We start from the raw sequence: 23,717 nt of genomic DNA, 5'->3' as shown, positions 1-23,717 counted from the left end.
AGCTATGCGCATAAAAGTACTTAAAATAATTGTCTGGCTTTCATTAGCCGCTGTGCTTGGCGGAGGTCTGTATTATTTGCAGCTTTCCAACCGGCACAAAGCCATTGTAAAAACCACCTTATTCGCTAAATTAGGCTTGAGTGGAGATTGGCAAGTAAGCTATGGAGAACGGCAAACGGACTTTTACAGCCCGCTATTCTACGTGGACAATATTTACACCTCCATGGAAGGCCCAAAGGCCATGCGCGGTTTCCAGATCAACCCCACAGACAGTAGTTTGGTTTGGGTAAACGGATTTGAGACTTCCGTTATGGCTGCGGATGGTATCACGGAACTCTCCAAGGACTTTATGTGTCACACCAATATGGACTATTACGATCAAAGCTATTACTCCAAATGGCAGATCCCTAATAGAATTGGGAGCAATTACCCGCGTTTGGCCACTTTGACCAATGGAATGGAATCCTATCGTTATCCAGAGGGTTTTGGGTTTCCGATTCGGGCTGATGAATACCTCTATTTATCCACCCAGGTTTTAAACCACAATTTACAAGGTCCCTTATTTGGACTGAGGCATAAGGTGAGTATATTTCACGAGGCTGATGGTCCTGAGCTTAAACCCTTAAGACCCTTGACTGTCTTTATGATGTTGCCCTATGATCCTTTGTTCCCTTTTGATAACGAGGCTGCAAAGGACGACCCTAGCGTTTGCATTCCCGTAGAGACCAAGAACCACAATTATGAAGATGCCAATGGGGTGCGCCGCAGCGGGCATTGGGTGGTATTCCCCGGTCAACAAACTTATCGTAACGACATCACGGCCCAATTGGAGATCAAAGACAGTTTGCAAGTACATCATATTGCCACACATTTGCATCCCTTTGCAACAGGTTTAAAACTCATCAACGCAACTACAAATGAGTTGTTGTTTCACGCTCAGGCTGTGAATCATAAGGATCGGGTGGGCTTGGAAAAAATAGTTGAATACAGCGACGCCAAAGGTTTCACCCTCTACGCGGATCAGCAATATGAATTGGTTTTAGAAATAGACAATACCTCTGGTGAGCGCCAGGACATGATGGCCAGTATGTTCTTTGGAATCTACGACGCCGATTTGGATACGCGTCTTAAAAGTCGTTTTGAGAATTAGAACAAGTCCTTAATGATGGCCTCAATGGTCACCCCTTCTGCTTCTGCCTTGTAGTTCTTGATCATTCTGTGACGCAAGACCCCGTAAGCTACTTGTTGTACATCTTCAATGTCTGGAGAATATTTTCCGCGGATGGCAGCGTTGGCCTTAGCGGCTAAAATTAGGTTCTGCGAGGCTCTTGGCCCAGCTCCCCAATCCACATAGGTCTTTACCATCTCTGTTGCGGTAGCTTCCTTAGGACGCGTCTTCCCCACCATGGTCACTGCGTATTCGATCACATTATCAGCAACAGGAATACGTCTGATCAATTGCTGGAATCCAATGATCTCTTGAGCATTGAACAGTGTATTGACCGTGACTTGATTGTCCGTAGTGGTGTTCTTTACCACAGATACTTCTTCCTCAAAAGTGGGGTACTTTAAGTTGATCGCGAACATAAAACGGTCCAATTGCGCTTCTGGCAAAGGATAGGTTCCCTCTTGTTCTATCGGGTTTTGCGTTGCTAAAACAAAATACGGTAAGTCCAACGGATAATGCTTTCCGGCAACAGTCACCGCACGCTCTTGCATCGCCTCTAACAAAGCTGCCTGCGTTTTTGGAGGGGTACGGTTGATCTCATCCGCCAAAATAACATTGGCAAAAATAGGCCCCTTTACAAAGGTGAAATTTCTGTTCTGATCTAAGATCTCTGCCCCTAAGATATCACTGGGCATAAGGTCTGGTGTAAACTGGATGCGTTTGAATTCCAGTCCAAGTGTTTGAGCTACGGTGTTTACCAATAAGGTTTTGGCCAATCCCGGAACTCCAATGAGCAGCGCGTGTCCTCCAGAGAATATAGCCAATAGCACTTGGTCAATGACCTCGTCTTGTCCTACTATTACTTTGGCAATCTCTGTCTTTAAGGCTTTATATTTATCGACCAACTGGCTGATCGCTGCTACGTCACTCATATTAATTCTTTATCCAATTGCTGGCAAAATCACAGTCGTAATAATCCCGATTTACACTAACGAAAGTTTCTAAGATCTTTTCATCTTGCCACTCTTCAATAGCTCTACGACGTTTGTCATTCAAGGCGAGATCCTGAATCTTTTCATAATCCTTAGAGTAATCGGCTTGGTGCTCATCATAACGATCGGTCACCATGATGATCTTGAATTTTTTACGCCCGGTTCGATCTGCATCGGTCAATACTTGAGAGACCTCTTGATCCTTTAGGTTGTATATCTGCTGTGATAGTACAGGGTCCATTTTGGTGAGGTCAAAGCGGGTATCACCGCTCACGGGATTTACCAATTGTCCTCCGTCATTTTTGGTTTCTTTTTCGTCGGATTCACTCTTCGCTGCTTCTGCAAAGGTCAACTCGCCATCAACTATTCGCTGACGAATATTCTCGATCTTCGCTTTGGCCACTGCAACGGTCTCATCAGTTACATCAGGAATCAAAAGAATGTGACGTACATCTACCGTTTGTCCACGGATCTTATCAACCATTAAAATATGATAACCGAATTCTGACTCAAAAGGCTCACTGACCTCTCCTTCTTGTAAAGAAAATGCCACGTCTTTAAACTCTTTTACAAAGTTATCGGAGCGTTTTAGACTGATCTTACCTCCTTTGGTACTCGATCCTGGATCCTGAGAATACAATACAGCCTTAGTGGCAAAGGATTCACCGTTTTCTACAATACCGCGTCTGAATTCGTTCAAGCGGTCAATTACTTTCTGAATCTCCTCCTGAGGAATCTCAGGCTCAATAACGATCTGAGCAATCTCAACTTCAGCACTGAAAAGCGGACGCTCATCCACCGGGATGGAATTAAAGAAGGTTCTCACCTCTTCTGGAGTGATCTCTACCCCTTCAATGATCTTGTTTTGCATTTCAGAAGCCAACATATTGTCCTTATTGATCTGAAACAGCTCCGCTCTCAATTCTGGCATGGACTTCTTTTTGTAGAATTTCAAGACCTGCTCTTCTGAGTTGAACTGGGCTAACATGTATTGGATCTGTTGATCTGTTGTAGCATTCACCTGTGCATCAGGAATGATAACACTGTCCTGAATGGCGTGATGCGCGTATAGTTTTTCTTCCATCAAAGTTCCCAAAAGCTCGCAACGTGTAATGTCTGCAGTTGAAAAACCTTGTTGTTCTATTTGAATGTATTTACGATCGATATCACTGTCCAAAACGATGTACTTACCCACTTGAGCACTTACCCCGTCAACTTTGAATTTCTCAAACGTCTTCACAGTATCAATGACCTGTTGACTCGCCGCAACACCCGTGCTATCTACCTCTACTACTTCCTGCGCCTGCATTTGCAGCCCGACTAAAGCCAAGGCAGCAAAACATAAACGGCTATTGATAAACTTCGAAATCATTATTCTTGATCGCATCTTTTGTAATATCGGCCTCCAATTTTTTAATGAGGTCCAATTTCCTTTTGTTTAGTATAATTTGTTGAATGGTGGGTCTGACGTATTCCAGCGGAGCATCATCCCCTTTTTCTAAGGCATCCTGAACTTGGATCAAATATACTCCTATAGAGTCTTGCAGCCTTACGAAATTAGATTTTTTTAACTTTTCCGCATTGGTTTTAACCGCAATTAACGGTATTTCAGAAAGCAAGGCGTCTTGGCGTACCCAAGTACTGTCATTGAGGTAGTAACGCTTGAACTGAAAAGCGATCTCCTCCAAAGCCTCTTTAGCTTCTGTATCAAACTCTTTTAAGTGATCCGCAACCTCATCAGTAGCGTTGAATTCTTCCCCAACATAGACATAACGCAGTTTCAGTAGACGCTCCTTTAAAACAAAGCTCTCTTTATTCTTTTCAAAATACTGCTGATAGGTCTGCTCCGTAATGGAACTGTCCAGCTGCTTGGAAACTACAGCATTTTTATAGCCTTTGGTGTACAGGTCTGCTTTATAATCGTCCACCAATTGATCATAGGTTGCCAATTGAGTTTCAGAAAGATTCAATCGCGCCTGATCAATAAGCAACTGCTGCGTAGCCCAACGGTTGATATAATTGGTCACGATCAAAATACTGTCTTCTGCAGAGGTGTTGGGTTGGATCAAATTGGTCAGATCCTCTTTAAACAGGTAACTGTCGTTTACGCGAGCCACAGGCTCAGAGGGCAATTCCCTTGTCAAGAAATCACAGGAAGTCATCGCCAAAGCGGCAAACAAAGCAAATAACCAGTAATTTCTTCCAAGCATTAGAGTTGTGCTTTAATTTCCTTAAGCACCGCTTGATCTATGTTCACCTTAAATTTTTTCTTGAGTTGTTCCATGAAGGAGGATTCCAGGGCAGCCTGATAATCACCCATTACACGGCCTCGAATAGTATCTAAGGGGATAGCCGTTGGTGCTAGAAGTTCGTCTGTTCGTATAACCGTAAATTGTCCAGCCTTATTGTACACCTTAGAAACTCCAGAAGCAAATTTGAAGTTCTCAGGCAATAAGCGATGTCCCTCAGGGTATGTTCCTTGACTAAAGATCACTTGAGTTTCATCATCTGTATTGAACTGTGCTTGGAGTTCTTCTAAGGTAGCGCCGCTGTTTAGGGCCTTTCTAACCTTTTTTGCAACAGATTTATTTGGTGTGGATGCGACCAATCCAACCACTCTGGGTTTGTATTGATAGGTCTCGATCTGGTTTTGATAAAAGGCTTCTAAACCAGTGCTGTCTTTTCTAACCTTACCCCAGATCTCACTTTCCATAAGATCAAAGATCAAGAGTCCTTCTTTGTATTCTTGAACGATATTGGCAAAGCCTTCATCTTCTAGATCCAAATTGTCTTTAAAATAATCACGGATGGCCGACAATTCAAATTCGCTGTAGAAGACCTTGGCCGCTCCGTAGGTGGTGCTGTGTCTTGCTGATTTACGCTGTCTTTCCTCAATGAAACGGGCAAAATCGTCATAAGTAAAGCTGGTTCCGTTGAGATTGAATATCTCTGTTTTCATCGCTGGATTTAAACTATCTGTATACTTCCAGGTCTTTTTGGTGATACTGTCGGTCAAGAATTCTGTAAAGAAAGGAACAACGTGGTCTGGAGTAGTAACATTATAACGTGCCTTAAGGTCCTGCTTTGACATGGATTTAATATAATCAAGACGTTGCGCTTGTTGAACCTTTTGCTTCAACTGAGATTCCAGATCTTCATAGGTCGGACGCGGGTGACGTTCAATGAGTTTTATAATGTGCCAACCAAAATCCGTTTGGATAGGTTTGGCCATATCACCAGGATTCTTCAACCCAAAAGCAGCGCGTTCAAAGTTTTGAGCGTTTAACATTCCCGGTCCAAAACGACTGAGCTTTCCGCCGTCTTGTGCGGTATTCTTATCGTCTGAATATTGTCTGGCCAAGTCCTCAAAAGAAGCGCCTTGCTGAATATTGCTGTAGATCTCATTGATACGCGCTTCTGCATCAAAGTTAGGATCGTCCGCTTTTGGACTGATCATAATATGCGCTACCGTCACTTGTTGTTCCATAGGACGTCTTCCCAGGATCTCCATAAAGTGATATCCAAATTGAGATCTAAAGACGGGTGACATTTCCCCTACTGGAGTGTTATAAGCAACCGTTTCAAACTGATAGACCATTTTGAACACAGAAAACCATCCCAGGTCTCCACCCGTATCAGCAGCACTAGGGTCTGCAGAAAATAGACGGGCCGCAGTCTCAAAATCGCGTTTCCCATCCAAAATCTCTTGACGGATTTTAACGGCTTTATTGTAAGCAGCCAAGGTATCTTGTGGTAGATCGTCTACAGATACTTTTATCAGGATATGTCTGGCGTGGATCTGTTCTGCTTGTCTGGTGTAAGCCTCTTTCATCAGTCCATCAGTAACCTCTCCCACGTTCATATAGGTCGTGGCTAGTTTATGCTTGTACTTGCGGTATTCTGTTTGATGTGCCTCTGTTTGGTCCAAGCCCATGTCATAGGCTTCGGCAACTTTTAGTTTATAGTCAATATAGAGATCCAAATAATTATCCACCTCGCGTTGCGACGCATCGGTAACCAAATTCAAGTTCTTGTTGTAAACACGCATGAACTCTCCTGCAGTAATGGCTTTATCGCCAATGGTAAGAACGGTCTTGTCCTCCAATTGCTGGGCATGAGCTCCAAAGAGCGTCATGGCAATCAAGGATAAGCTAAGTAGGCTTCTTTTAAGCATGAATCACTTTTTTTATAGTACCCGCAAAAATAGCAAAAAGCCGGGGGCAAGCAAGAATTTAACGCCTTGTCTACCAAGGGCTGCATATTTTTAAGAAAAAAATAACGCTCTGGGAATTTTGCTACCTTTAATCCGCAGTTCAACAACTAAACATCATCACCAATGAAGTACACCTGTGAAATTACTATAGACAGCCCCATAGAAGAAGTTATTGCCAAATTGGACAGTGCGGAGAATATGAAGCATTGGCAACGCGGTCTTATCAGCTATGAGCAACTCAGCGGAGAGCCTGGCGAAGAAGGCGCGCAAATGCGCTTGAACTACAAAATGGGCAAGCGTGAAATGAGTCTTACTGAAACTATTGTCAAGCGGAATTTCCCGCATGAGTTTGAGGCCAATTACGACACCAAAGGCGTACACAATATTCAAAAGCTTCGTTTTGATAGCACACCAGACGGGAAGACCAAATGGGTTTCTGATTGTGAGTTTCAATTCCAAGGCTTGGGAATGAAATTCATGGGATGGCTCATGCCTGGTGCCTTTAAGAAGCAGTCGTTGAAATACATGACCGATTTCAAGGCCTTTGTGGAAGACGGCACCTCCGTAGCAGAAGAGGCTTAATCATGGCAGAAAAAGCGAGATTACTTTGGGATTTTAGAGGTCCTGCGGCGGCGCAGACCGCGGTTCATCACGTGATTCATTTGAACGAGTTCTTTGAGCGTGAACCCTTTTCATGTTACGAAACTGGCGTGTTGGAACAATCCCCAATGTGGCAGGCTGCCTTTGCGATAGTGGACCTAAACGATGCCCAGAAACTCCGCGAAATTCTTAAACCACATCGCGGTCAACGCATTACTGAGGGCAGTTAGTGTTAATTGGCACCGTAATTGTAACCTAAAATTCTATATTTGCAAAAAATTAGAATTATGCGTTTTTATCTTATAGGAATCATTGCAGTGGCGACCTCTTTTCAAATGTTCGCCCAAACTTCAAAAGTAGGTACCATTGATGTGGACTATATTTTGAGCAAAATGCCAGATTTAGAAACTGTAAAGGCCGGTGTAGAGTCTTACGGAAAAGAATTGGACACTGAATTGGGTCAAAAGATCGCCAAGTACGATTCGTTGATTGCTCAATACCAGAAAAACGAAACTACTTATGGCGATGCCATTAAAAAGACCAAGCAGGACGAGATCATTGAACTGGAAGGAGAAATGCAACAGTTTCGCCAAAACTCAGTTACCCTTTTGCAACTCAAGCAAAACGAATTGATGCAACCGCTTTACAAGAAAGTAGGAGCCGCTCTAGAGACTGTAGCACAAGAACAAGGGTATACGCAAGTATTGACCAGCAATGCAACGGTTGCTTACTTGGATCCTAAATTCGATGTTACCATCGCCGTAATGCAAAAACTCGGGTTACCTACGGAAGAATAAGTAGCACAAACAACTCATAAAAAAAGCACTGTTAGAAAACAGTGCTTTTTTTATGCTTTATACTGAAATAACTATCGGCTGTAATTTGGTGCCTCTTTGGTGATGGTCACATTGTGCGGGTGACTTTCATGAATTCCTGAAGAGGTGATCTTTACAAATTTCCCGGTCTCTTGAAGCGTTGGCACGTCCTTAGCTCCGCAGTACCCCATCCCAGCGCGTAAACCACCGACAAATTGGTGCACACTTTCATAAAGCTCTCCTTTGTAAGGAACACGCCCTACAATTCCTTCTGGAACGAGTTTCTTTAAATCGTCTTCTACATCCTGGAAATAACGGTCTTTAGAACCCTTAGACATGGCTTCTACAGAACCCATTCCACGGTAAGACTTGAACTTACGCCCTTCATAGATGATGGTCTCTCCCGGAGATTCTTTGGTTCCCGCCAAGAGTGATCCGAGCATCACACAGTCGGCTCCCGCCGCCAAGGCCTTAGGAATATCACCAGTATAACGGATTCCTCCATCAGCAATAACAGGAACTCCACTGCCCTTTATAGCGGCCGCAACTTCCAATACTGCAGAGAATTGTGGGAACCCAACTCCAGCAACAACACGAGTGGTACAAATGGATCCTGGACCAATTCCAACTTTTACAGCATCAGCTCCTGCGTCTACCAAGTACTTAGCAGCCTCCGCAGTTGCAATATTACCTACTACGACTTCCAATTCTGGAAAACGTTTCTTGATGTCTTTCAAAACCGTCACAACTCCTTGTGTGTGACCGTGAGCAGTATCAATAACTATAGCATCCACATCTGCATTGACCAAGGCCGCAGCACGTTCTACAGCATCTCCAGTAACACCAACTGCAGCGGCAACGCGTAAACGTCCGTAACTGTCCTTATTGGCAATTGGCTTTAAAGTTAGCTTAGTGATGTCTCTAAAAGTGATTAAACCGATTAAGGTGTTCTCTTTAGTCACTACAGGCAACTTTTCAATCTTGTTGTCTTGTAGGATCTCTTCGGCATCCATAAGGGAAGTTCCTTCATGCGTGGTCACCAAGTTCTCACTGGTCATTACCTCAACGATAGGACGCTCATTGTTCTTTTCAAAACGCAGATCACGGTTGGTAACAATACCTTTGAGTTTGCCCTGGCCATCTACAATTGGAATACCTCCAATGCTGTGCTCGCGCATGCTGTTTTTCGCATCAATTACTTTGGCATCTAGCGGCAAGGTAACCGGATCGATGATCATTCCACTTTCCGCACGCTTTACACGACGTACCTTAGTGGCTTGTTGCTCAATGGTCATGTTCTTGTGCAAAACACCAATTCCACCTTCTCTAGCCATAGCAATGGCCATTCGCGCCTCTGTTACCGTATCCATAGCTGCGGATACAATAGGAACGTTTAGCGTGATATTACGCGTAAACTTGGATTGAATAGAAACGTCTCTGGGAAGTACCTGTGAATAGGCTGGAACAAGTAGAACGTCGTCGTAAGTAAGACCTTCTCCTACTATTTTGTTTTGATGTGCTGTCATTGCAATTAAATCTGATGCCCGTAACCGAACGTTGAATTTTATTTAATTGCATGCAAATATACCAAAAATCGGCGAGAGCGAATGTAAAGAATTCCTTAATAAAACTACAGCCCTTTAAAAGCGGAACTCTAAACCGGCATACCAGGTTCTGGGCTGACTTGGAATGATTCCTGGACCCGGATAGCCAGTAGCTCTACGGACAAAGTAACTGTTGTCTAATACGTTGTTGATTCCAGCTTCTAATTGCAACCAAGATTTGAATCGGTAGCGCGCAGAAAAGTCCAAAATATCATAGGAAGGTATCTCTCCCACTATTCCACTTTGACTGCTGAGGTCGGCTCTAGAATTGGTCGCGTCCGTGAATTGTTCGCTCAAATAGGTGTACTGCAAACTGGCCAAAAAGTTCTTGTAGCCTAGGCTCAAACCTGTTTTTAGGTTTACATCGGGAACAAATTCCACCTGATTCCCCACTACATTGTTGAGTTCGCTGCGGGTATATTCGGAGCGAGTTAGCGCCAAATTGGCAAAAACACTCAAACGATACTCTGGAGTGAGTCCTAAAGCTGGGACTAAATTATATTCACCAAATCCTTCAAATCCATAGGTAATGGCGTCTCCGATGTTTCCGCGGAACTGTTCCTGCTGAATATCACTAACAGCGCGCAGCACTAAGCCCAATCGATCTTGATAACTCAAAAAGAAAAAACCGGCGTCAAAGCTGAAGTTGTTCTTGATGCGACCGCGAACACCAATATCTGCCGTAAAACCAGATTCATCACTGATGTCTGGATCAATGGTCAAGGAAGGGTTAGTGATTCTAATATCACTAAAGGTTACCGAGCGGTAGTTCTGACTGATGTTTCCATAGAATTCTAAAGCCGGACTGCTCTTATAACTTGCTCCGAGACCAAGCAACACAAAGCTACGGTCTACACTACGCATATCCGGAACCGTTTCTTGTAAGATTGGATTGCCTGCCAAGTCAAAGTTGATACGTTCAAAGCTCCCGTCAATTTCTGTTTTGATGTATTCAAAACGCGCTCCTGGGGTAATACTCAAGCGGTCGTTTAGCTTTAAAATATGTTCAGCAAACAAGGCTACATTCAAATTGGGAAGATCAAAATCACTTTGACGGGCGTAGTTCGGGAATTGATCATCCGCAAAATTGAAATCCGCGTCTAAGCCATTGGTGCCTGGCCCTTGACGTTCTGCATTGTTGGACTGATAGTATTTCCCTCCAATTAAAAAGGTCTGCTCCTGCCCCAACGCATCATATCTGCTCAAAAAACGCGCTTCAGCACCCCAGTTTCTAAAATTCCCGACAATGAGTTCTCTGGGCGATTCTAAATCATCCACCTGAGAAACACGGTTCTCTCTAAAGCCCACAGATTTACGTGAAGCATCTAAAGCAAAAAGGTTCAAGCTGAACTGACTGCGCTGCGCAATAGCTTGCTCCCACTTTAAACTGTAGAGTTTCCAATCGACTTTAAAGTAGTTTCGCGTACGGTTACTAAAAGTAGGATCTTCTTGAAACTGACTGTCTGTAAGTCCTCCAGCCTGCTGCGCTAAATAATTCAAATAACTGAATTCTGCGGTGATGGTTGTTCTCTCAGAGGGTTTATAGCGCAACAATCCAAAAGCGTTGTAAGACTCAAAATCAGAATTGGGTCTAAAGTCTTCTCCAGATTTAAAGTTGAAATAGGTGTAATAGCTCAACTTGCCAACTGTCCCGCTCAAGCTATTGAAGCTGGTAAACAAATTATAAGCTCCCAAAGTCTGCCGACTCACAAGGGCAATGGGCTTGTCCTTTACAGGCTCTCGCATTTTAAAGTTCACCAAACCACCAAACTGTGTTCCGTATTGCAAGGAAGCTGCTCCGCGTACAATCTGAATTTCCTGCACTGCCTCTGGCGGTGGAGAATAATAACTCTCGGGATACCCCAACACATCTGCAGAGATGTCATAACCGTTTTGTCGAGTATTGAAATTAGACGTTCGGTTTGGGTTCAAACCGCGGCCACCAATATTGAGTTGCAAACCAGCATCATTGTTCTCATAAATATTCAAGCCGACAATTCGCGAGTAGATCTGTCTCGCATTTGCTGTGGCCAAATTAGCCGTCACATTATCCAAAAGGATGACTTCACTTTTCTTTCCTGAATATATTGCGGTTCCCTCTACAGGTCTGAGTTGCCTCAAGGCCAAAACGCGTTCACGTTGGGCGGTAATAATCACTTCTGACAAAGCTTCTCCCAAAGGCTGCAGCGTATAATCCAAACGCGTATTTGAAGTTAGCTCGATGGAAGCTTCCAGAATCTCATAATCTAAAGCAAAGATGTACACCTGATAGGTTCCGGTATCCAAATTCTCAAAGACGGCTGATCCTGAGGCATTGGTTCGGGTACTTAGCGCAAGCGGATTCAAATACACCTCAGCTTCATTCACCGGCTGTCCATCTGTATTAGTTATCTGGAATTCCAACTTAACTTGGCTCCAAGCCGTATTCAAGCTAAAAAGACCCAAAAGGATCAATAAATAGGTTTTAAAGGATTTACAGTCCATCAATGGTATCGTTAAAAGGAAGTATCCAAGTTTTATGTTTAAAAGAATTGCGCTGAGCTACCAGGTTAACCTTTGGATCGATATAGGCCTGGCTCAGTCTGCCGTTTAAGGCCACATAGCTCTCCACATAGACGGCTACCTGCTTATATCCTTGCTGCTCGTAATGATCGGCCAAATAATGCGCGTACTCTACTATGAAATCAGGTTGAAAGCTCATCTGCTTTTCTTGTAGAGGTGTTAAAAAGTCGGTATTGTCAATCAAAAATGATTTTCCACTCTGCCCATCCACTACTTTGAATTGGGCATATCCTGCTTTCTCCATTAGCATGACGCGCCAAGAGAATCGATAGCCTTCTTCGGTCCAAAAAAGCTCACCTGGATACAATACATAACGCCATGGAAACAGCAACTGAATTGCAAAGAAGACGATTATAATAGGAAGCACCGCAGTTCTAGGTTTCCAAGAAAAATTAGATGTCGACTCAATTGGACGATAGATATTCAACCTGATCAACAGTCTGCGCAAGCTGAGTAGGATGTGCTCGTGGAAGTCCGGGGTAAAAAAGATGAGCGATGAAACGATCATGATGTAGGGAAACATTCCAATTGGGAACAGCACACGCGTTAATACGTGAAAGAACACAACCAAACCAAAGGCAAACCAACGCGTTCTTGCAAAAAGCAGTAAAAAGGGAATAAAAAGATCGTAAAGCGCGCCGCCATAACTAAAGGCGTAATGCACCCACTCTTGCTGCATGAGGTCTCCCAAAAGCGGCAGATCGTATTTAGCCGGCAACCAGATCTTTAAAGGCATGGCTTCTACCAACCAATCGCTGTTGAGTTTGGCCAAACCTGCGTAGAAATACACAATCCCCAACATTAGCTTAAGGGAATCAACCGTCCAGCGCGGAACTTCCTTCAAGGCAAAACCGGGCTGGAGCGCATCCAACGAAAACCAGCGGTTAGCCGGCAGAAATATCATTAGAAAGCTCAGCACACTTACAAAATAGTAGTGGTTGAGATAAGTAGTCTTGTCCATGAGCTCGATATAGGTAAAGCTCAAAAAGAACAGCACTATGGCCAGTCGGTATTTATAACCCAAAGCAACCCCAAGAGCAGCGAGTCCACAAATGAGAAAAATCAAATAGGTCCAATTCCCCAGAGGTTTAACCCACTCAAAGCCGTAATAACTAAAATGGAATTCGGGTTCTAAGTATAATTTATTGATCCATCCGTTGGCCCAAAAGCGAATCAGACTCAAAAGCATCATCACACCAAATAAAACACGAAAGACCGCCAAAGGAGCGGTCTTAATCGTGCGATTAAAATAAGCGTGATTTACTAATGAGAACATTTAGTCGCCGTCTGTGTCAACAAAGTCTACATCAATGCTTAAAGCTTGCAGCATATCTACTTTTATGAGAATTACATTGCGCTGCAATTCATCATAAGCCTCTAGCATGGCGATGTTATTGGTTTGAACTTGATTCACAAAATTGTCGTCCAGGTCATTGATGGCCAATCGGGCTAGATCAAACTGCTCGTTGATCAAAGTACTGAGGTCTTCACCGTTCTTAATGGTGTTTAAGAAATCGAGATAGGATTTGAATCCGCGGCCATTACCACCATTAGCACCTGTACCGTTAAAGAAGTTTTGAACCGCCAATAAAGCTTCAAGAGCCAATTCCTTAGATACCTCTTGATTGTAAAAAGCCTCTACATTCTGCGGAAGAGGATCTGTTGAGAATACTCCTGCAGGAATACCGATCTTTCCGGCACGCAATGCCTTTTCGTAATAGAAAATGAAATCGTTGGTCAATTTATCAATAGAACCTGTAGCGGAAGCATCTGTATTGGCTTTAAAGCTGGCTATAAAACTGGATTGCCATAAATCGCGAACCAAAGAAGTCAAGGTTTTGATATTCACGGCCAAGGCTTGCATATAGACCAGCGTATTTACAGCGGTAGGATCGTTCTCATAAAAGTCAATGATCTCCTCTTCTGTATCCGCGATTCCAAAAAGCAAATAATCTAAGGCTGGAAAACCTTGAGCGTCAATAGTAGAAGGCAATTCAAGATCATAAGTGCCTGTTGCAATGAATTCATCAATAGTTGCCGTATCTGCAGGATAGGTATTCAAACGTGCTCTAAAACGCAAATCTTCTGCAGGTCCTGTCTCAAACATAGACACCCATTGAAAGGCTCTGTAGGCGTTTAACCAATCGGCACGTACTTGCTCAAGATTTACCGCTGTTGGATTGTCTCTAAATGCAGTAACACTTTCCTCTAATGCCTCGGTTGTTGGATAAAAGTCTTGGTAAGCAGGCGCAATGATATTGTCTGCCCAATTGGCCAAAAGGGCGGCTCGATCAAAGCCTGTAGTTCCATCACCTCCATTGTTGTCGGTTCCACCATTACCATTGTCTGGATCTGGCGCAGGATCATCAGAAGAACAAGCCAATAATAGCCCTGTAAATAGAATGAAAAATATCTTTTTTAACATGCTCAATTTTTTTTGCAAAATTACAACTCAAAACCGTGTAGACCCACTTAAAAGTCACTCGGTTTTGATGAGTTATTCACTTAGTTTGAATCAGCAGCCTGAGCTACTGTAAAGCTGAATTTAGCAGCGATAGTTTCTGCTAAATCACTGAGTACTGCAGGAGTCAAATCCCAAAGACCGTTTGTACCTTGTTCCATAAGCTGAGACAACATCGCATCAACTTCTGTACGGTTAAAATAAGGTGCTCCGGTTACTGTGTTTCTGGTAAAACGCAGGCTGTAGATAAAGCCGTAACCTTCTGAAAGATCGTGGAAAGAGGTTCCGTAGTTTTCTTGCTCTAACGCCATACGCCCTTGCTCTAAATAGTAGACTGCTCGGATAGCGATGATCTCAGAAACGCGCTCTTGGATGATCGCCGCTTGCTCGTCACGCAATTGGTAGTTTTTACCAACAATCGCAGCACGTCCCAATTTGAAAGCGTCAAAGATCTCTTGTGCGATGCCAGCAAAGTCTGGATCGTTCTCTACGCGTCCTAAATACTTGTTCAAAAAGCTGTCATCATCACCTAAAGTTGCCAATGGATTGGAAGCGCTCGGTGAGTTTCCGAAGAGATAACCATAGGCCTCATCCCATTTATGCTCCATCGTCGTATAGTTCTTACCTTCTGCCAGAACTTCGTTGTCGTTATTGGTAACATTATCGGCCTCATCCAAGACTGCTGGAGAGAGGTAGTTGTTAAGCATTTGATCTGCCATCAAAGCGCCGATCATTCCTTTGATCCAAAGCTGGTTGTACTCCAATCCATCTGGAGCTACCCAACGCGTTGAACTTCCATCAGCCAACTGACCAGCAATCCCCGGCTCTGCCGCTTGAAACTCGCCTGGAAACACATCAGAAATTTGTTTTTCCATATACGTTTCAAAGTCCGTGCGAATTACCGCAGACTCTGCAGTATTGGTCACAAAGTAATCACGAGAAGCAGCCGTTTTACTGCTTAAGTTCTTGTTGGAAGCATTTAAAGTTTCATCTTCAAAGTTGGCCTCACCTTCTTGGTGATTGTATTGAGCAATTAGACTTTCAGAAGTACTGTTGTCAAAATCTAGTAGTGCGCCAACCACTTCTTCACCCATGCGGATTCGTGTAGTCTGTCCGCTGAAAGAAACCGTAGTTTCTCCGTTACGTTCAAAGTTATATGTTAAAGGGGCTTCTATGTCTACACCGCCATTATCTGGGATTGGATCGGTGTTGTCATCGTCTGAACAACTCACAAATAATAGAGTGGCTGCAAGGAATAAATTTGGGAGATATTTCATAGTTGTTTTTATTTAGACTCGTTTTAAATAACACCACAAAAGTAATCCCCAAACCAATTCGGTCCAAGTTTATTTAGAATAATTTTAAATAAAATTTAGGTTAAGAAATTCAGGGGCTGATTATCAGTATTTTCCTGAATTATCCTTTGAGAAATTCAATCACCGCACGGCGAATGTCACCTGCCTTTTCATCTGTACTTGGCGTATAAACCCCAAGAATTTCAGGATGCTCCGCAGTTAAGAATGGTATGTCATAACCTTTCAGCAAAAAGTCGCTCAAGGCTATGCTGTAAACGCCTTCCGGGTCGATCTCAGATGGACCGAGCATCCACTCCCCTCTGGTATTACGATCTATATTGAAGCGCTGCAGATAGGCTCCCTTGCCTCTTTTTTCCAAACCGTAATTCAAGGTCTTGATTAGTAAAGAGCCCGTCATATCTACCTTTACGATATGCCCACCAAAAGGAAGCACTCGAAAGATATCCAGACTACTTACATTGCCCGAAAGCTGATCATCTATTCGAATAGAACCTCCATTGACCAAGGCAGCTTGCGCAGGTTTGTCAAAAGCTTCCGGCCATGGCTTCCGTAATAATACCACCCAGATTGGTTTGGATTCCACGGCTAGCACTATCGGTACCATCTAAAGGAGTAGTCGCTGTATAAATGATCTCGTTAGGGTCCGCAACCACTTCTTTGAGTTTGGTTTGCAAAATTGCATCCCATTTATCCACCACGGCTTGAGTCGTAGCCTGATTCGGCATAGAATCATCAATTGACACCAATTCAGAATCAATGATCAAGTCATCGGTAGTTTTATTATACGTAAAACGGTGAACATAAACCGTTTTAGCATTGGCATCTGCTTTTACCACTGTAGCGTTATTGGTAGGCACAGACATATTGTTGTGTTCATGACCACCCATGATCAGGCGTAAAGCTGGAAACTTATTAGCAACTTCTTTGTCTTGCTCTAAAGCTAAATGAGTCAATCCCAGTTGGATGTCTGACTGCGGAATCAACGCTGACAGATCACTCTCTAAGGTAGCAAACACAGGCTCATAAGAGACAAAATCCTTAGGGTTGGAATCGATACAAGAACTTGCAAATCCTATATTGAGCCTAGTACCATCTGAATCTTTAATGGACCAGATGTAGTAAGGTTTTAGGGCAATATTGCCGATATTTCTGTTCTTGTTGAAAAAGGTCTTTCGGTCTTCATTGACCTCAAACACATTTCCAGAAGTCCAAGCAAATTCTGATTCATTAATGCGTGCCTGCAGAGCTTCTCGGCCTATATCAAATTCGTGATTCCCAAAGGTGGCCAGATCCAATCCCATGGCATTAAGGGTCTCTACCATTTGTTTACCATAGATACGCTGGCCGTCTATCTTTAAAGTCCCAATCAAAGAAGGGTTTAAAAAATCTCCTGCCATAACCAGGAAGGTATTCGGGTTGATGACCGATAAAGAGTCTTTTAAATGAGCCACTCGAGCCAATCCACCGAATTTACCACCACCCAAAGGAGCAATTTCATAAACGTCATTCATTTGAATGATCACGAACTCAATTTGACCGTCATCCTTGGGAGTTTGGGTCTTTTGGGAACTGCTGCAGCCCCAGACCAGAATTACAAAAAGAACTACACTGAAAAAACGCATACTAGTGGTATTTATGGAAGATTTTAGAAGCTTCATTAAATGCACTTTCAAAACTCATGGTACTGATATTGGTATCGGCTTTGACCGTTGTAAAGTAAGATACCAAACGTTCTGTAGGCATATTACCCGTCAATTCATCTTTGGCCATTGGACAACCCCCAAACCCTTGAATAGCACCGTCAAATCTGCGACAGCCAGCTTTATAGGCTGCATCTACTTTTTCATGCCAACTGGTGGGTGTTGTGTGCAAATGAGCGCCGAATTCGATCTGCGGATAACGCGGGATCAAATTGGCAAAGAGGTAGTCGATCACTTCTGGAGTTGAAGAACCAATAGTGTCTGACAACGATAGAATTTGAACTCCCATGGCGGCCAAGCGTTCGGTCCACTCGCCCACTATGTCTACGTTCCAAGGATCTCCGTAAGGATTCCCAAACCCCATGGAGAGGTATGCCACAACTTCTTTGTTCTTGGAATCGGCGATATTGAGGATCTCTTGCAAGGTCTCTACCGATTGCGCAATGGTCTTATGCGTATTACGCATTTGGAAATTCTCTGAAATTGAAAAAGGGAAACCCAAATAATCGATCTGCTCAAACTGCACCGCATCCTGAGCTCCACGAACATTAGCTACAATGGCCAAAAGTTTAGACTCCGTTGTACTCAAGTCAATTGCATTGAGTACTTCCGCGGTGTCTTTCATCTGCGGAATGGCCTTAGGCGAGACAAAACTGCCCACGTCTATAGTATCAAATCCGCAGCGCAATAAAGCCTGAATGTACTGCACCTTAGCTGAAGTTGGAATCCAATCTTTTATGCCTTGCATGGCATCTCTAGGGCACTCAATAAGCTTTACTTTTTGCATCACCCAAATATACAACTCCCAGCCTTATTCGGGGAGTAAAATATACACGGCTATTCCCACAAATACGATTATTTGCAACCACTTGAAGAAGAGCCCGCTATTGGGCTTGCTCATGGCAAAGCGGTTCAGTTGCCCAGCAAATAAGGCTATACCGCTAAAGATTATAAAGGACAGCAACATAAAGGTTCCGCCTAAAATGTAGAATTGCTTTACCAAGTCTGCATCCGGATTCCAAAGAAAGCTCGGAAAGAATGCCAAAAAGAAAAGTATGACCTTTGGATTGAGCAGATTCATAACCACCCCTTGCCAGTAAAGCGCGGTCAAACTCTTCTTAGGAACACCAGAGTCGGTAACTATATCTCCTTTTGCGCCGTATACCTTGTACGCCAGAAAGAGCAAATAGGCCGCACCAAAGATCTTGATACCCCAAAATAAGGTTGGAGAAGCTGTAATTAGCGCTGAGACACCAAAGGCCAGAAGCGTGGTGTGCACAATACAACCAGAGATTAGACCCGCTGTAGTGGCTATTCCGTAACGACTTCCATGGGCCATGGCTTGTGAAAGCACGTATATATTATCTGGTCCCGGTGAGAACGCCAAACCTGCAGTAGCAATGGCAAATAAGTAGAGGTTTTCTAACACGGGAATAAAAATAATTCAATTTGTGTAATGCGACGACATAATTTCCGACTACAGGGGGAAAACATCAGCTATGCAAAAAATTACACTATCGCTTTTACTGCTTATCACACCGCTTTTGGGCCTGGCCCAATCCACGGCGCAATACAGCGTAACCTTTGAAAGCACTTGGTCTCAAGCCACGCATCCGCATTCTAGCGGGAGCCTGCCATCTACGGCGCATTGGTCGCGTTTGGTAGGAGCTACTCACAACGAGAATGTCACCTTTTTTGAGGTAGGCGGATTAGCAACTCCCGGGATTGAAGACGTCGCTGAATTGGGCAACAATACCTTATTCTTTGGAGAAGTTGCAGACGCCATCACAGACAATTATGCCAATCAAGAAATTAACGGACCGGCCTTGGCCACTGCCGCTGGAACCGTATCTATTGATCTTATTGAAACAACTTCAGATTTCCCACTATTGACCTTAGTATCTATGGTGGCACCCTCTCCCGATTGGATGATCGGAGTGAACAGCTTGTCGCTTTTAGATTCTGAAGGTGCTTGGATTGAAGAGATCATCGTAGTGCTTTATCCATACGACGCGGGTACCGATAACGGCCCGGATTACACCTCTCCCAATATGGATACCGATCCGCAGCAACCCATCAGCAATATTCAAGGTGTAGTTCCTTTTTCTTCGGAGCCTTTAGGAACCTTGACCATTTCTTTGGAAGGAATTTTATCTGTCGAGGACAACAGCCTGCAAAGCATCAGCATGAGTCCAAATCCTGCTACAGATCAACTCAACTTGCAAGTTCCTAATGCCGATGTAGAAACCGTTTCGGTTTATTCTGCCCTTGGTCAGTTGGTATATCAACAAAACATGAAAGGAAGCACGGCCTTAACTATGGACGTGAGTAATTTTAAAAGCGGCGTTTACCTGGTCAATATGTTGACCACTGATGGACAAACCGTGGTTAGAAAGCTTGTTAAGCGTTAAGTAACGATTTATGGATGGCCTTTACCAGGGCCGGACCCTCATAGATGAAGCCGGTGTAAAGTTGTACCAAACTTGCTCCGGCTTCTATTTTTTCCAAAGCGTCTTCTGCGGAGTGAATCCCTCCCACTCCAATAATTGGAATAGAACCCTCACTTTTTTGGTGCAAGAAGCGAATCACCTCTGTACTTCGACTGGTCAAAGGTTTACCACTTAAGCCTCCGTTTCCAATAGCCTTCACTTTCTCTGCCGATGTGGTCAAAGGTTCGCGTGCAATAGTAGTATTAGTTGCAATGATTCCGTCTGTATTGGAATCGCGCACAATATCAATAATATCTAAAAGCTGATCTTCATTGAGATCTGGAGCAATTTTAAGCAGAATTGGTTTGGGATTGGATTTCGCCTGATTCTTGACCTGTAAAGTTTTTAATAACTCTGTGAGCGGCTCCTTTTCCTGCAATGCTCTCAAGTTTGGCGTATTGGGAGAACTCACATTGACCACAAAATAATCGACATGATCAAAAAGAGCCTTAAAACATTTGATGTAATCTGAGGTAGCCTCTTCATTAGGAGTGACTTTGTTCTTACCAATATTCCCTCCAATTATGATCTGGGTCTTACGATTCTTTAAACGTCCTATAGCTGCCTCTACGCCTTGGTTGTTAAAACCCATTCTATTGATAATGGCCTTGTCTTGCTTTAAGCGAAACAAACGCTTCTTGGGATTTCCATCTTGCGGTTTGGGAGTTATGGTGCCAATTTCTACAAAACCAAATCCGAAGTTACTCAGCTCATTGTACAGCTTGGCATCTTTATCAAAACCTGCGGCCAATCCCACAGGATTGTCAAAGGTGAGTCCAAATACCTCTCTTTTAAGTTTGGGATCCTTTTTAGCATAAATGGATCTAAAGAGCGGCCCCAATCCAATTTTATGCATCAAACGAATAAGTCCAAAGGTAAAGTGATGTACTTGTTCCGGATCGAAACAAAAAAGCAGTGGTCTTAGCAGGAATTTATACACGAGAGAATGTTTGCACAAAAATACATTTTCTTCTCCTTTTGCCACAGTGGATTTGTCAACAAATTTCCGCTTGTTCACCTGCCTGCATATCGCTATTTTTGAGAAAGAAAATTACAATCCATGATAGACAGAAAACACCTCATTGATCGCTTTGTAAGCTATGTGACCACAGATACAGAATCTGATGCTTCCAGCCCAACTACACCCAGTACTGAAAAGCAGTGGGATTTAGCCAATAAGCTCTTTGAAGAACTCAAAGCCATTGGTATGAGTGAGGTAACCATTGATGACAAGGCTTATGTGATGGCTACTTTGCCGTCTAATGTGGAGCACGATCTGCCTACCATTGGATTTGTGAGTCATTTTGACACCTCTCCAGATTTTACGGGAGCTAACGTAAAGCCGCAAATTCATGAGAATTACAATGGCGGAGATATTGTCTTAAATGCAGAAAAAGACATTATACTCTCTCCGAGTTATTTTGAAGATCTTTTACTCTATAAAGGTCAAACACTGATCACCACAGATGGGACCACCCTTTTAGGTGCCGATGACAAAGCCGGGATCACAGAGATCGTATCGGCCATGGAATACTTGATCAACCATCCAGAGATTCCACACGGACGCATTCGAGTTTGTTTTACTCCGGACGAAGAGATCGGTCGCGGAGCCCATCACTTTGATGTGGAAAAATTCGGAGCAGATTGGGCCTATACCATGGACGGTTCTCAAATTGGAGAATTGGAATACGAAAATTTCAATGCCGCAGGAGCCGAAGTAACCATCAAGGGAAAGATCGTTCACCCGGGTTATGCCAAGGGCAAGATGATCAACTCCATGTATATCGCATCAGAATTCATCAATACGCTTCCTGCAGATGAAACTCCGGAGACCACAGAAGGCCGTGAAGGATTCTATCACCTTTACGATCAGCAAGGTGGCGTAGATCAGACACAACTCAAATACATCATTAGGGATCACGATCGTGAAAAATTTGAGGCTCGCAAAGCAACCGTTTTAGAAATTGCACGTCTATTGAATGAAAAGCATGGAGCAGACACTGTTTCGGTGGTGCTTAATGATCAGTATTTCAATATGCGGGAAAAGATTGAGCCCGTAATGCATATAGTGGAACTGGCTGAAGCTGCAATGCAGGAAGCTGGAATTACTCCGATCATCAAGCCGATCCGTGGTGGTACAGACGGATCTCAATTGAGCTTTATGGGCCTGCCTTGTCCAAATATTTTTGCAGGGGGTCACAATTTCCACGGACGATACGAATACGTTCCTGTGGAAAGCATGGAAAAAGCGATTGAGGTGATTGTCAATATTGCTCGCAGGCTGGCCACCAAGTAATTAATAACAACACATTACGCTATGAAAAAGAAAATGCTAACAGCCCTTTTGGGTCTGTTTACTGCTGCCCTATGGGCACAGGATGACCAATCAGAATCACCAAAACCTATTGACGAAAGAAAACACGAACTGCGCTTGGATGCGATAGAAGCATTAGCCATTCCAAACATTGAGATCAATTATGAATATGTGCTGAGTCGTTACTCAGGAGTCGGAGCAGCAATCAACATTGGTTTAGAAGACAGCTTCAATGAATACCAAGCCTTCGCACTCACTCCTTTTTACAGACAGTACTTCTTTAATAAGAAAGAGTATGGAGCTCGCGGTTTCTTTGTTGAAGGTATGTTGCAGTTTGCCTTCGGTAAAGAAGAGTTTACGGAAGAAATTGTCGGCTTCCCAGAAAGACCGGTACCCGGTTTCATTACTACTGATGAATCTTGGTTCAACACAGGAATTGGGATCGCTGTTGGACAGAAATGGGTAAGCAATAACGGTTTTGTATTTGAACTCAGTATTGGTGGCGGACGTTATCTATTGAGCCCAGACTTTGGGCCAGAAGGATTCTTTAGAGGCGGACTTTTAGTCGGATACCGCTTTTAAATAATTTTAGGTTGCAATGAATTTGCACCAATAAAAAAGCCGCTCGATGGAGCGGCTTTTTTAATTGCTCGAAAGCAACTTATTTTTTCGCAGGTTCGTTCATGCGTTTGCTTTTTTCCATTGAAATGGCTGCACGATCAAATTTGATCTTACCAGCTCCAGTCTCAATGATGCAAGTACCGTCATCGTTTAGATCCAATACCTTACCGTGCATACCGCTAATAGTAACCACGCGATCTCCCTTTTTTAACTCTTCAATGAACTTGCGTTCTTGTTTTTGCTTCTTGCGCTGTGGAGCTATCAAAAACAGATAGAATACAGCAAAAAGCAGTAATAAGGGAACAAACTGTTGAATGCCTTCCATGGATTATCTTCCTGAAGAATTAACTTGGATTGGAGATCCACCTGCAGCTCCAGCTTTAGGAGTTACAAAAGCTTTGATCTTGATAGTTTCTTTACCGTTACGTGTGTTTGCAGTAATAGTCACTGTCTTGCTAACTTGGTTCTGTCCAGATCCGTTGAATTTAACAAGCATTTCTCCTTCTCCACCTGGAGGGATAGACTCACGTGACCAAGTAGGTACTGTACATCCACAGCTTGATTTAGCATCTACTACTACCAATGGAGCGTTTCCAGTGTTAGTAAATTTGAACAAGTGCTCTACGTTAGTTCCTTGATCAATTGTTCCAAAGTCGTGCTCTACAGCTTCAAACTGCATTACAGGGAACTTTGCTTCATCTCCACTTGTGCTTGTAGCAGCTCCTGCGTTAGCAGATACATCAGTGGTTCCGTCTACTTTGTCAGCAGCGTTTTCCTTACAAGAAGTAAAGGCAAAAGCAACAAAGGCTGCCAATATTAATGCTGATTTTCTCATCTTTTTAGGTTTAATTTTTTTAAGAGT

The 23,717-nt window shown here is 43.4% G+C and carries 23 protein-coding genes; 7 read left to right on the top strand and 16 right to left on the bottom strand.

What is annotated here, in order from left to right:
- Positions 1–4 precede the first annotated feature (4 nt).
- Complete coding sequence (locus tag ACSLP7_RS02175; RefSeq protein WP_435577793.1) at positions 5–1,150, top strand: hypothetical protein; 1,146 nt, start codon at positions 5–7, stop codon at positions 1,148–1,150.
- Here the strand turns inward: ACSLP7_RS02175 and ACSLP7_RS02170 are convergent.
- Genes ACSLP7_RS02170 through ACSLP7_RS02155 form a run of 4 tightly spaced genes read right to left on the bottom strand, consistent with a single transcriptional unit; the run spans position 1,147 to position 6,334 of the window.
- The gene (locus tag ACSLP7_RS02170) at positions 1,147–2,100 is read right to left on the bottom strand and encodes an AAA family ATPase (RefSeq protein ID WP_435577792.1); all 954 of its coding nucleotides are present in this window, start codon (positions 2,098–2,100) and stop codon (positions 1,147–1,149) included. The two genes, ACSLP7_RS02175 and ACSLP7_RS02170, sit on opposite strands and share 4 nt — an antisense overlap.
- A 1-nt stretch (position 2,101) precedes the next feature.
- A complete protein-coding gene (locus ACSLP7_RS02165; protein WP_435577791.1) occupies positions 2,102–3,532 on the bottom strand; it encodes a peptidylprolyl isomerase in 1,431 nt (476 codons plus the stop codon).
- Positions 3,510–4,370, bottom strand: a complete 861-nt coding sequence (locus ACSLP7_RS02160) for a peptidyl-prolyl cis-trans isomerase (RefSeq protein ID WP_435577790.1) — start codon at positions 4,368–4,370, stop codon at positions 3,510–3,512. The genes ACSLP7_RS02165 and ACSLP7_RS02160 overlap by 23 nt, the downstream gene beginning before the upstream one ends.
- Entirely contained in the window at positions 4,370–6,334 is a 1,965-nt protein-coding gene (locus ACSLP7_RS02155; RefSeq protein ID WP_435577789.1) for a peptidylprolyl isomerase, read from the bottom strand. Before ACSLP7_RS02155 ends, ACSLP7_RS02160 begins: the two co-directional genes overlap by 1 nt.
- Positions 6,335–6,496: 162 nt before the next feature.
- Between ACSLP7_RS02155 and ACSLP7_RS02150 the strand changes: the two genes are divergently transcribed.
- Genes ACSLP7_RS02150 through ACSLP7_RS02140 form a run of 3 tightly spaced genes read left to right on the top strand, consistent with a single transcriptional unit; the run spans position 6,497 to position 7,770 of the window.
- Positions 6,497–6,955, top strand: coding sequence for an SRPBCC family protein (locus tag ACSLP7_RS02150; RefSeq protein WP_435577788.1), 459 nt, complete (start codon positions 6,497–6,499; stop codon positions 6,953–6,955).
- Between the two features lie 2 nt (positions 6,956–6,957).
- Positions 6,958–7,203 carry a hypothetical protein gene (locus tag ACSLP7_RS02145; RefSeq protein WP_435577787.1) on the top strand — a complete coding sequence of 82 codons (246 nt, stop codon included), beginning with the start codon at positions 6,958–6,960 and terminating at the stop codon, positions 7,201–7,203.
- Between the two features lie 57 nt (positions 7,204–7,260).
- A complete protein-coding gene (locus tag ACSLP7_RS02140) occupies positions 7,261–7,770 on the top strand; it encodes an OmpH family outer membrane protein (RefSeq protein WP_291188350.1) in 510 nt (169 codons plus the stop codon).
- A 71-nt stretch (positions 7,771–7,841) separates the two neighbouring features.
- Here ACSLP7_RS02140 and guaB read toward each other — a convergent pair whose 3' ends face one another.
- From guaB to ACSLP7_RS02095, 9 genes are all read right to left on the bottom strand, one after another.
- Positions 7,842–9,314, bottom strand: a complete 1,473-nt coding sequence (guaB, locus tag ACSLP7_RS02135; protein ID WP_435577786.1) for an IMP dehydrogenase — start codon at positions 9,312–9,314, stop codon at positions 7,842–7,844.
- Positions 9,315–9,428: 114 nt separating this feature from the next.
- Complete coding sequence (locus ACSLP7_RS02130) at positions 9,429–11,876, bottom strand: TonB-dependent receptor domain-containing protein (RefSeq protein ID WP_435577785.1); 2,448 nt, start codon at positions 11,874–11,876, stop codon at positions 9,429–9,431.
- A complete protein-coding gene (locus ACSLP7_RS02125) occupies positions 11,866–13,230 on the bottom strand; it encodes an HTTM domain-containing protein (protein WP_435577784.1) in 1,365 nt (454 codons plus the stop codon). Before ACSLP7_RS02125 ends, ACSLP7_RS02130 begins: the two co-directional genes overlap by 11 nt.
- Complete coding sequence (locus ACSLP7_RS02120; RefSeq protein ID WP_435577783.1) at positions 13,231–14,379, bottom strand: imelysin family protein; 1,149 nt, start codon at positions 14,377–14,379, stop codon at positions 13,231–13,233.
- An 80-nt stretch (positions 14,380–14,459) separates the two neighbouring features.
- Complete coding sequence (locus ACSLP7_RS02115) at positions 14,460–15,692, bottom strand: DUF4856 domain-containing protein (RefSeq protein WP_435577782.1); 1,233 nt, start codon at positions 15,690–15,692, stop codon at positions 14,460–14,462.
- Positions 15,693–15,831: 139 nt separating this feature from the next.
- Positions 15,832–16,293 carry a 5'-nucleotidase gene (locus ACSLP7_RS02110; RefSeq protein WP_435577781.1) on the bottom strand — a complete coding sequence of 154 codons (462 nt, stop codon included), beginning with the start codon at positions 16,291–16,293 and terminating at the stop codon, positions 15,832–15,834.
- Entirely contained in the window at positions 16,256–17,353 is a 1,098-nt protein-coding gene (locus ACSLP7_RS02105) for a metallophosphoesterase (protein ID WP_435577780.1), read from the bottom strand. The genes ACSLP7_RS02110 and ACSLP7_RS02105 overlap by 38 nt, the downstream gene beginning before the upstream one ends.
- Before the next feature lies 1 nt (position 17,354).
- A complete protein-coding gene (locus tag ACSLP7_RS02100) occupies positions 17,355–18,218 on the bottom strand; it encodes a hydroxymethylglutaryl-CoA lyase (protein WP_435577779.1) in 864 nt (287 codons plus the stop codon).
- 24 nt (positions 18,219–18,242) lie between these two features.
- On the bottom strand, positions 18,243–18,860 hold the full coding sequence (locus ACSLP7_RS02095) for a LysE family translocator (protein ID WP_435577778.1): 618 nt from the start codon (positions 18,858–18,860) through the stop codon (positions 18,243–18,245).
- Positions 18,861–18,930: 70 nt separating this feature from the next.
- Between ACSLP7_RS02095 and ACSLP7_RS02090 the strand changes: the two genes are divergently transcribed.
- Entirely contained in the window at positions 18,931–19,842 is a 912-nt protein-coding gene (locus ACSLP7_RS02090; RefSeq protein ID WP_435577777.1) for a spondin domain-containing protein, read from the top strand.
- Here ACSLP7_RS02090 and ACSLP7_RS02085 read toward each other — a convergent pair.
- Positions 19,832–20,860, bottom strand: coding sequence for a quinone-dependent dihydroorotate dehydrogenase (locus tag ACSLP7_RS02085; protein WP_435577776.1), 1,029 nt, complete (start codon positions 20,858–20,860; stop codon positions 19,832–19,834). The genes ACSLP7_RS02090 and ACSLP7_RS02085 overlap by 11 nt on opposite strands.
- A gap of 120 nt (positions 20,861–20,980) precedes the next feature.
- On the opposite strand from ACSLP7_RS02085, the gene pepT reads away from it, so the two are divergent.
- Together pepT and ACSLP7_RS02075 are read left to right on the top strand one after the other, a co-directional pair.
- The gene (gene pepT / locus ACSLP7_RS02080; RefSeq protein ID WP_435577775.1) at positions 20,981–22,216 is read left to right on the top strand and encodes a peptidase T; all 1,236 of its coding nucleotides are present in this window, start codon (positions 20,981–20,983) and stop codon (positions 22,214–22,216) included.
- A 21-nt stretch (positions 22,217–22,237) separates the two neighbouring features.
- On the top strand, positions 22,238–22,816 hold the full coding sequence (locus ACSLP7_RS02075; RefSeq protein WP_435577774.1) for a hypothetical protein: 579 nt from the start codon (positions 22,238–22,240) through the stop codon (positions 22,814–22,816).
- Positions 22,817–22,895: 79 nt separating this feature from the next.
- On the opposite strand, the gene yajC is transcribed toward ACSLP7_RS02075, so the two are convergent.
- A complete protein-coding gene (gene yajC, locus ACSLP7_RS02070; RefSeq protein WP_435577773.1) occupies positions 22,896–23,180 on the bottom strand; it encodes a preprotein translocase subunit YajC in 285 nt (94 codons plus the stop codon).
- A gap of 3 nt (positions 23,181–23,183) precedes the next feature.
- A complete protein-coding gene (locus ACSLP7_RS02065) occupies positions 23,184–23,690 on the bottom strand; it encodes a DUF1573 domain-containing protein (protein WP_435577772.1) in 507 nt (168 codons plus the stop codon).
- Positions 23,691–23,717: the final 27 nt, after the last annotated feature.

This window comes from Gilvibacter sp. (genome assembly GCF_965601605.1).
Classification (GTDB): Bacteria; Bacteroidota; Bacteroidia; order Flavobacteriales; family Flavobacteriaceae; genus Gilvibacter.
This window is presented reverse-complemented; position numbering and strand designations above follow the sequence as displayed.

Excerpts from the sequence above, each read along its gene's own strand:
- ACSLP7_RS02115 (WP_435577782.1), bottom strand. The coding sequence starts at position 15,692 with ATGAAATATCTCCCAAATTTATTCCTTGCAGCCACTCTATTATTTGTG.
- ACSLP7_RS02165 (WP_435577791.1), bottom strand. The coding sequence starts at position 3,532 with ATGATTTCGAAGTTTATCAATAGCCGTTTATGTTTTGCTGCCTTGGCT.
- ACSLP7_RS02145 (WP_435577787.1), top strand. The coding sequence starts at position 6,958 with ATGGCAGAAAAAGCGAGATTACTTTGGGATTTTAGAGGTCCTGCGGCG.
- ACSLP7_RS02160 (WP_435577790.1), bottom strand. The coding sequence starts at position 4,370 with ATGCTTGGAAGAAATTACTGGTTATTTGCTTTGTTTGCCGCTTTGGCG.
- ACSLP7_RS02125 (WP_435577784.1), bottom strand. The coding sequence starts at position 13,230 with ATGTTCTCATTAGTAAATCACGCTTATTTTAATCGCACGATTAAGACC.
- guaB (WP_435577786.1), bottom strand. The coding sequence starts at position 9,314 with ATGACAGCACATCAAAACAAAATAGTAGGAGAAGGTCTTACTTACGAC.
- ACSLP7_RS02120 (WP_435577783.1), bottom strand. The coding sequence starts at position 14,379 with ATGTTAAAAAAGATATTTTTCATTCTATTTACAGGGCTATTATTGGCT.
- ACSLP7_RS02150 (WP_435577788.1), top strand. The coding sequence starts at position 6,497 with ATGAAGTACACCTGTGAAATTACTATAGACAGCCCCATAGAAGAAGTT.
- ACSLP7_RS02140 (WP_291188350.1), top strand. The coding sequence starts at position 7,261 with ATGCGTTTTTATCTTATAGGAATCATTGCAGTGGCGACCTCTTTTCAA.
- yajC (WP_435577773.1), bottom strand. The coding sequence starts at position 23,180 with ATGGAAGGCATTCAACAGTTTGTTCCCTTATTACTGCTTTTTGCTGTA.
- ACSLP7_RS02065 (WP_435577772.1), bottom strand. The coding sequence starts at position 23,690 with ATGAGAAAATCAGCATTAATATTGGCAGCCTTTGTTGCTTTTGCCTTT.
- ACSLP7_RS02155 (WP_435577789.1), bottom strand. The coding sequence starts at position 6,334 with ATGCTTAAAAGAAGCCTACTTAGCTTATCCTTGATTGCCATGACGCTC.
- ACSLP7_RS02075 (WP_435577774.1), top strand. The coding sequence starts at position 22,238 with ATGAAAAAGAAAATGCTAACAGCCCTTTTGGGTCTGTTTACTGCTGCC.
- ACSLP7_RS02090 (WP_435577777.1), top strand. The coding sequence starts at position 18,931 with ATGCAAAAAATTACACTATCGCTTTTACTGCTTATCACACCGCTTTTG.
- pepT (WP_435577775.1), top strand. The coding sequence starts at position 20,981 with ATGATAGACAGAAAACACCTCATTGATCGCTTTGTAAGCTATGTGACC.
- ACSLP7_RS02130 (WP_435577785.1), bottom strand. The coding sequence starts at position 11,876 with ATGGACTGTAAATCCTTTAAAACCTATTTATTGATCCTTTTGGGTCTT.
- ACSLP7_RS02170 (WP_435577792.1), bottom strand. The coding sequence starts at position 2,100 with ATGAGTGACGTAGCAGCGATCAGCCAGTTGGTCGATAAATATAAAGCC.
- ACSLP7_RS02105 (WP_435577780.1), bottom strand. The coding sequence starts at position 17,353 with ATGCGTTTTTTCAGTGTAGTTCTTTTTGTAATTCTGGTCTGGGGCTGC.
- ACSLP7_RS02175 (WP_435577793.1), top strand. The coding sequence starts at position 5 with ATGCGCATAAAAGTACTTAAAATAATTGTCTGGCTTTCATTAGCCGCT.
- ACSLP7_RS02100 (WP_435577779.1), bottom strand. The coding sequence starts at position 18,218 with ATGCAAAAAGTAAAGCTTATTGAGTGCCCTAGAGATGCCATGCAAGGC.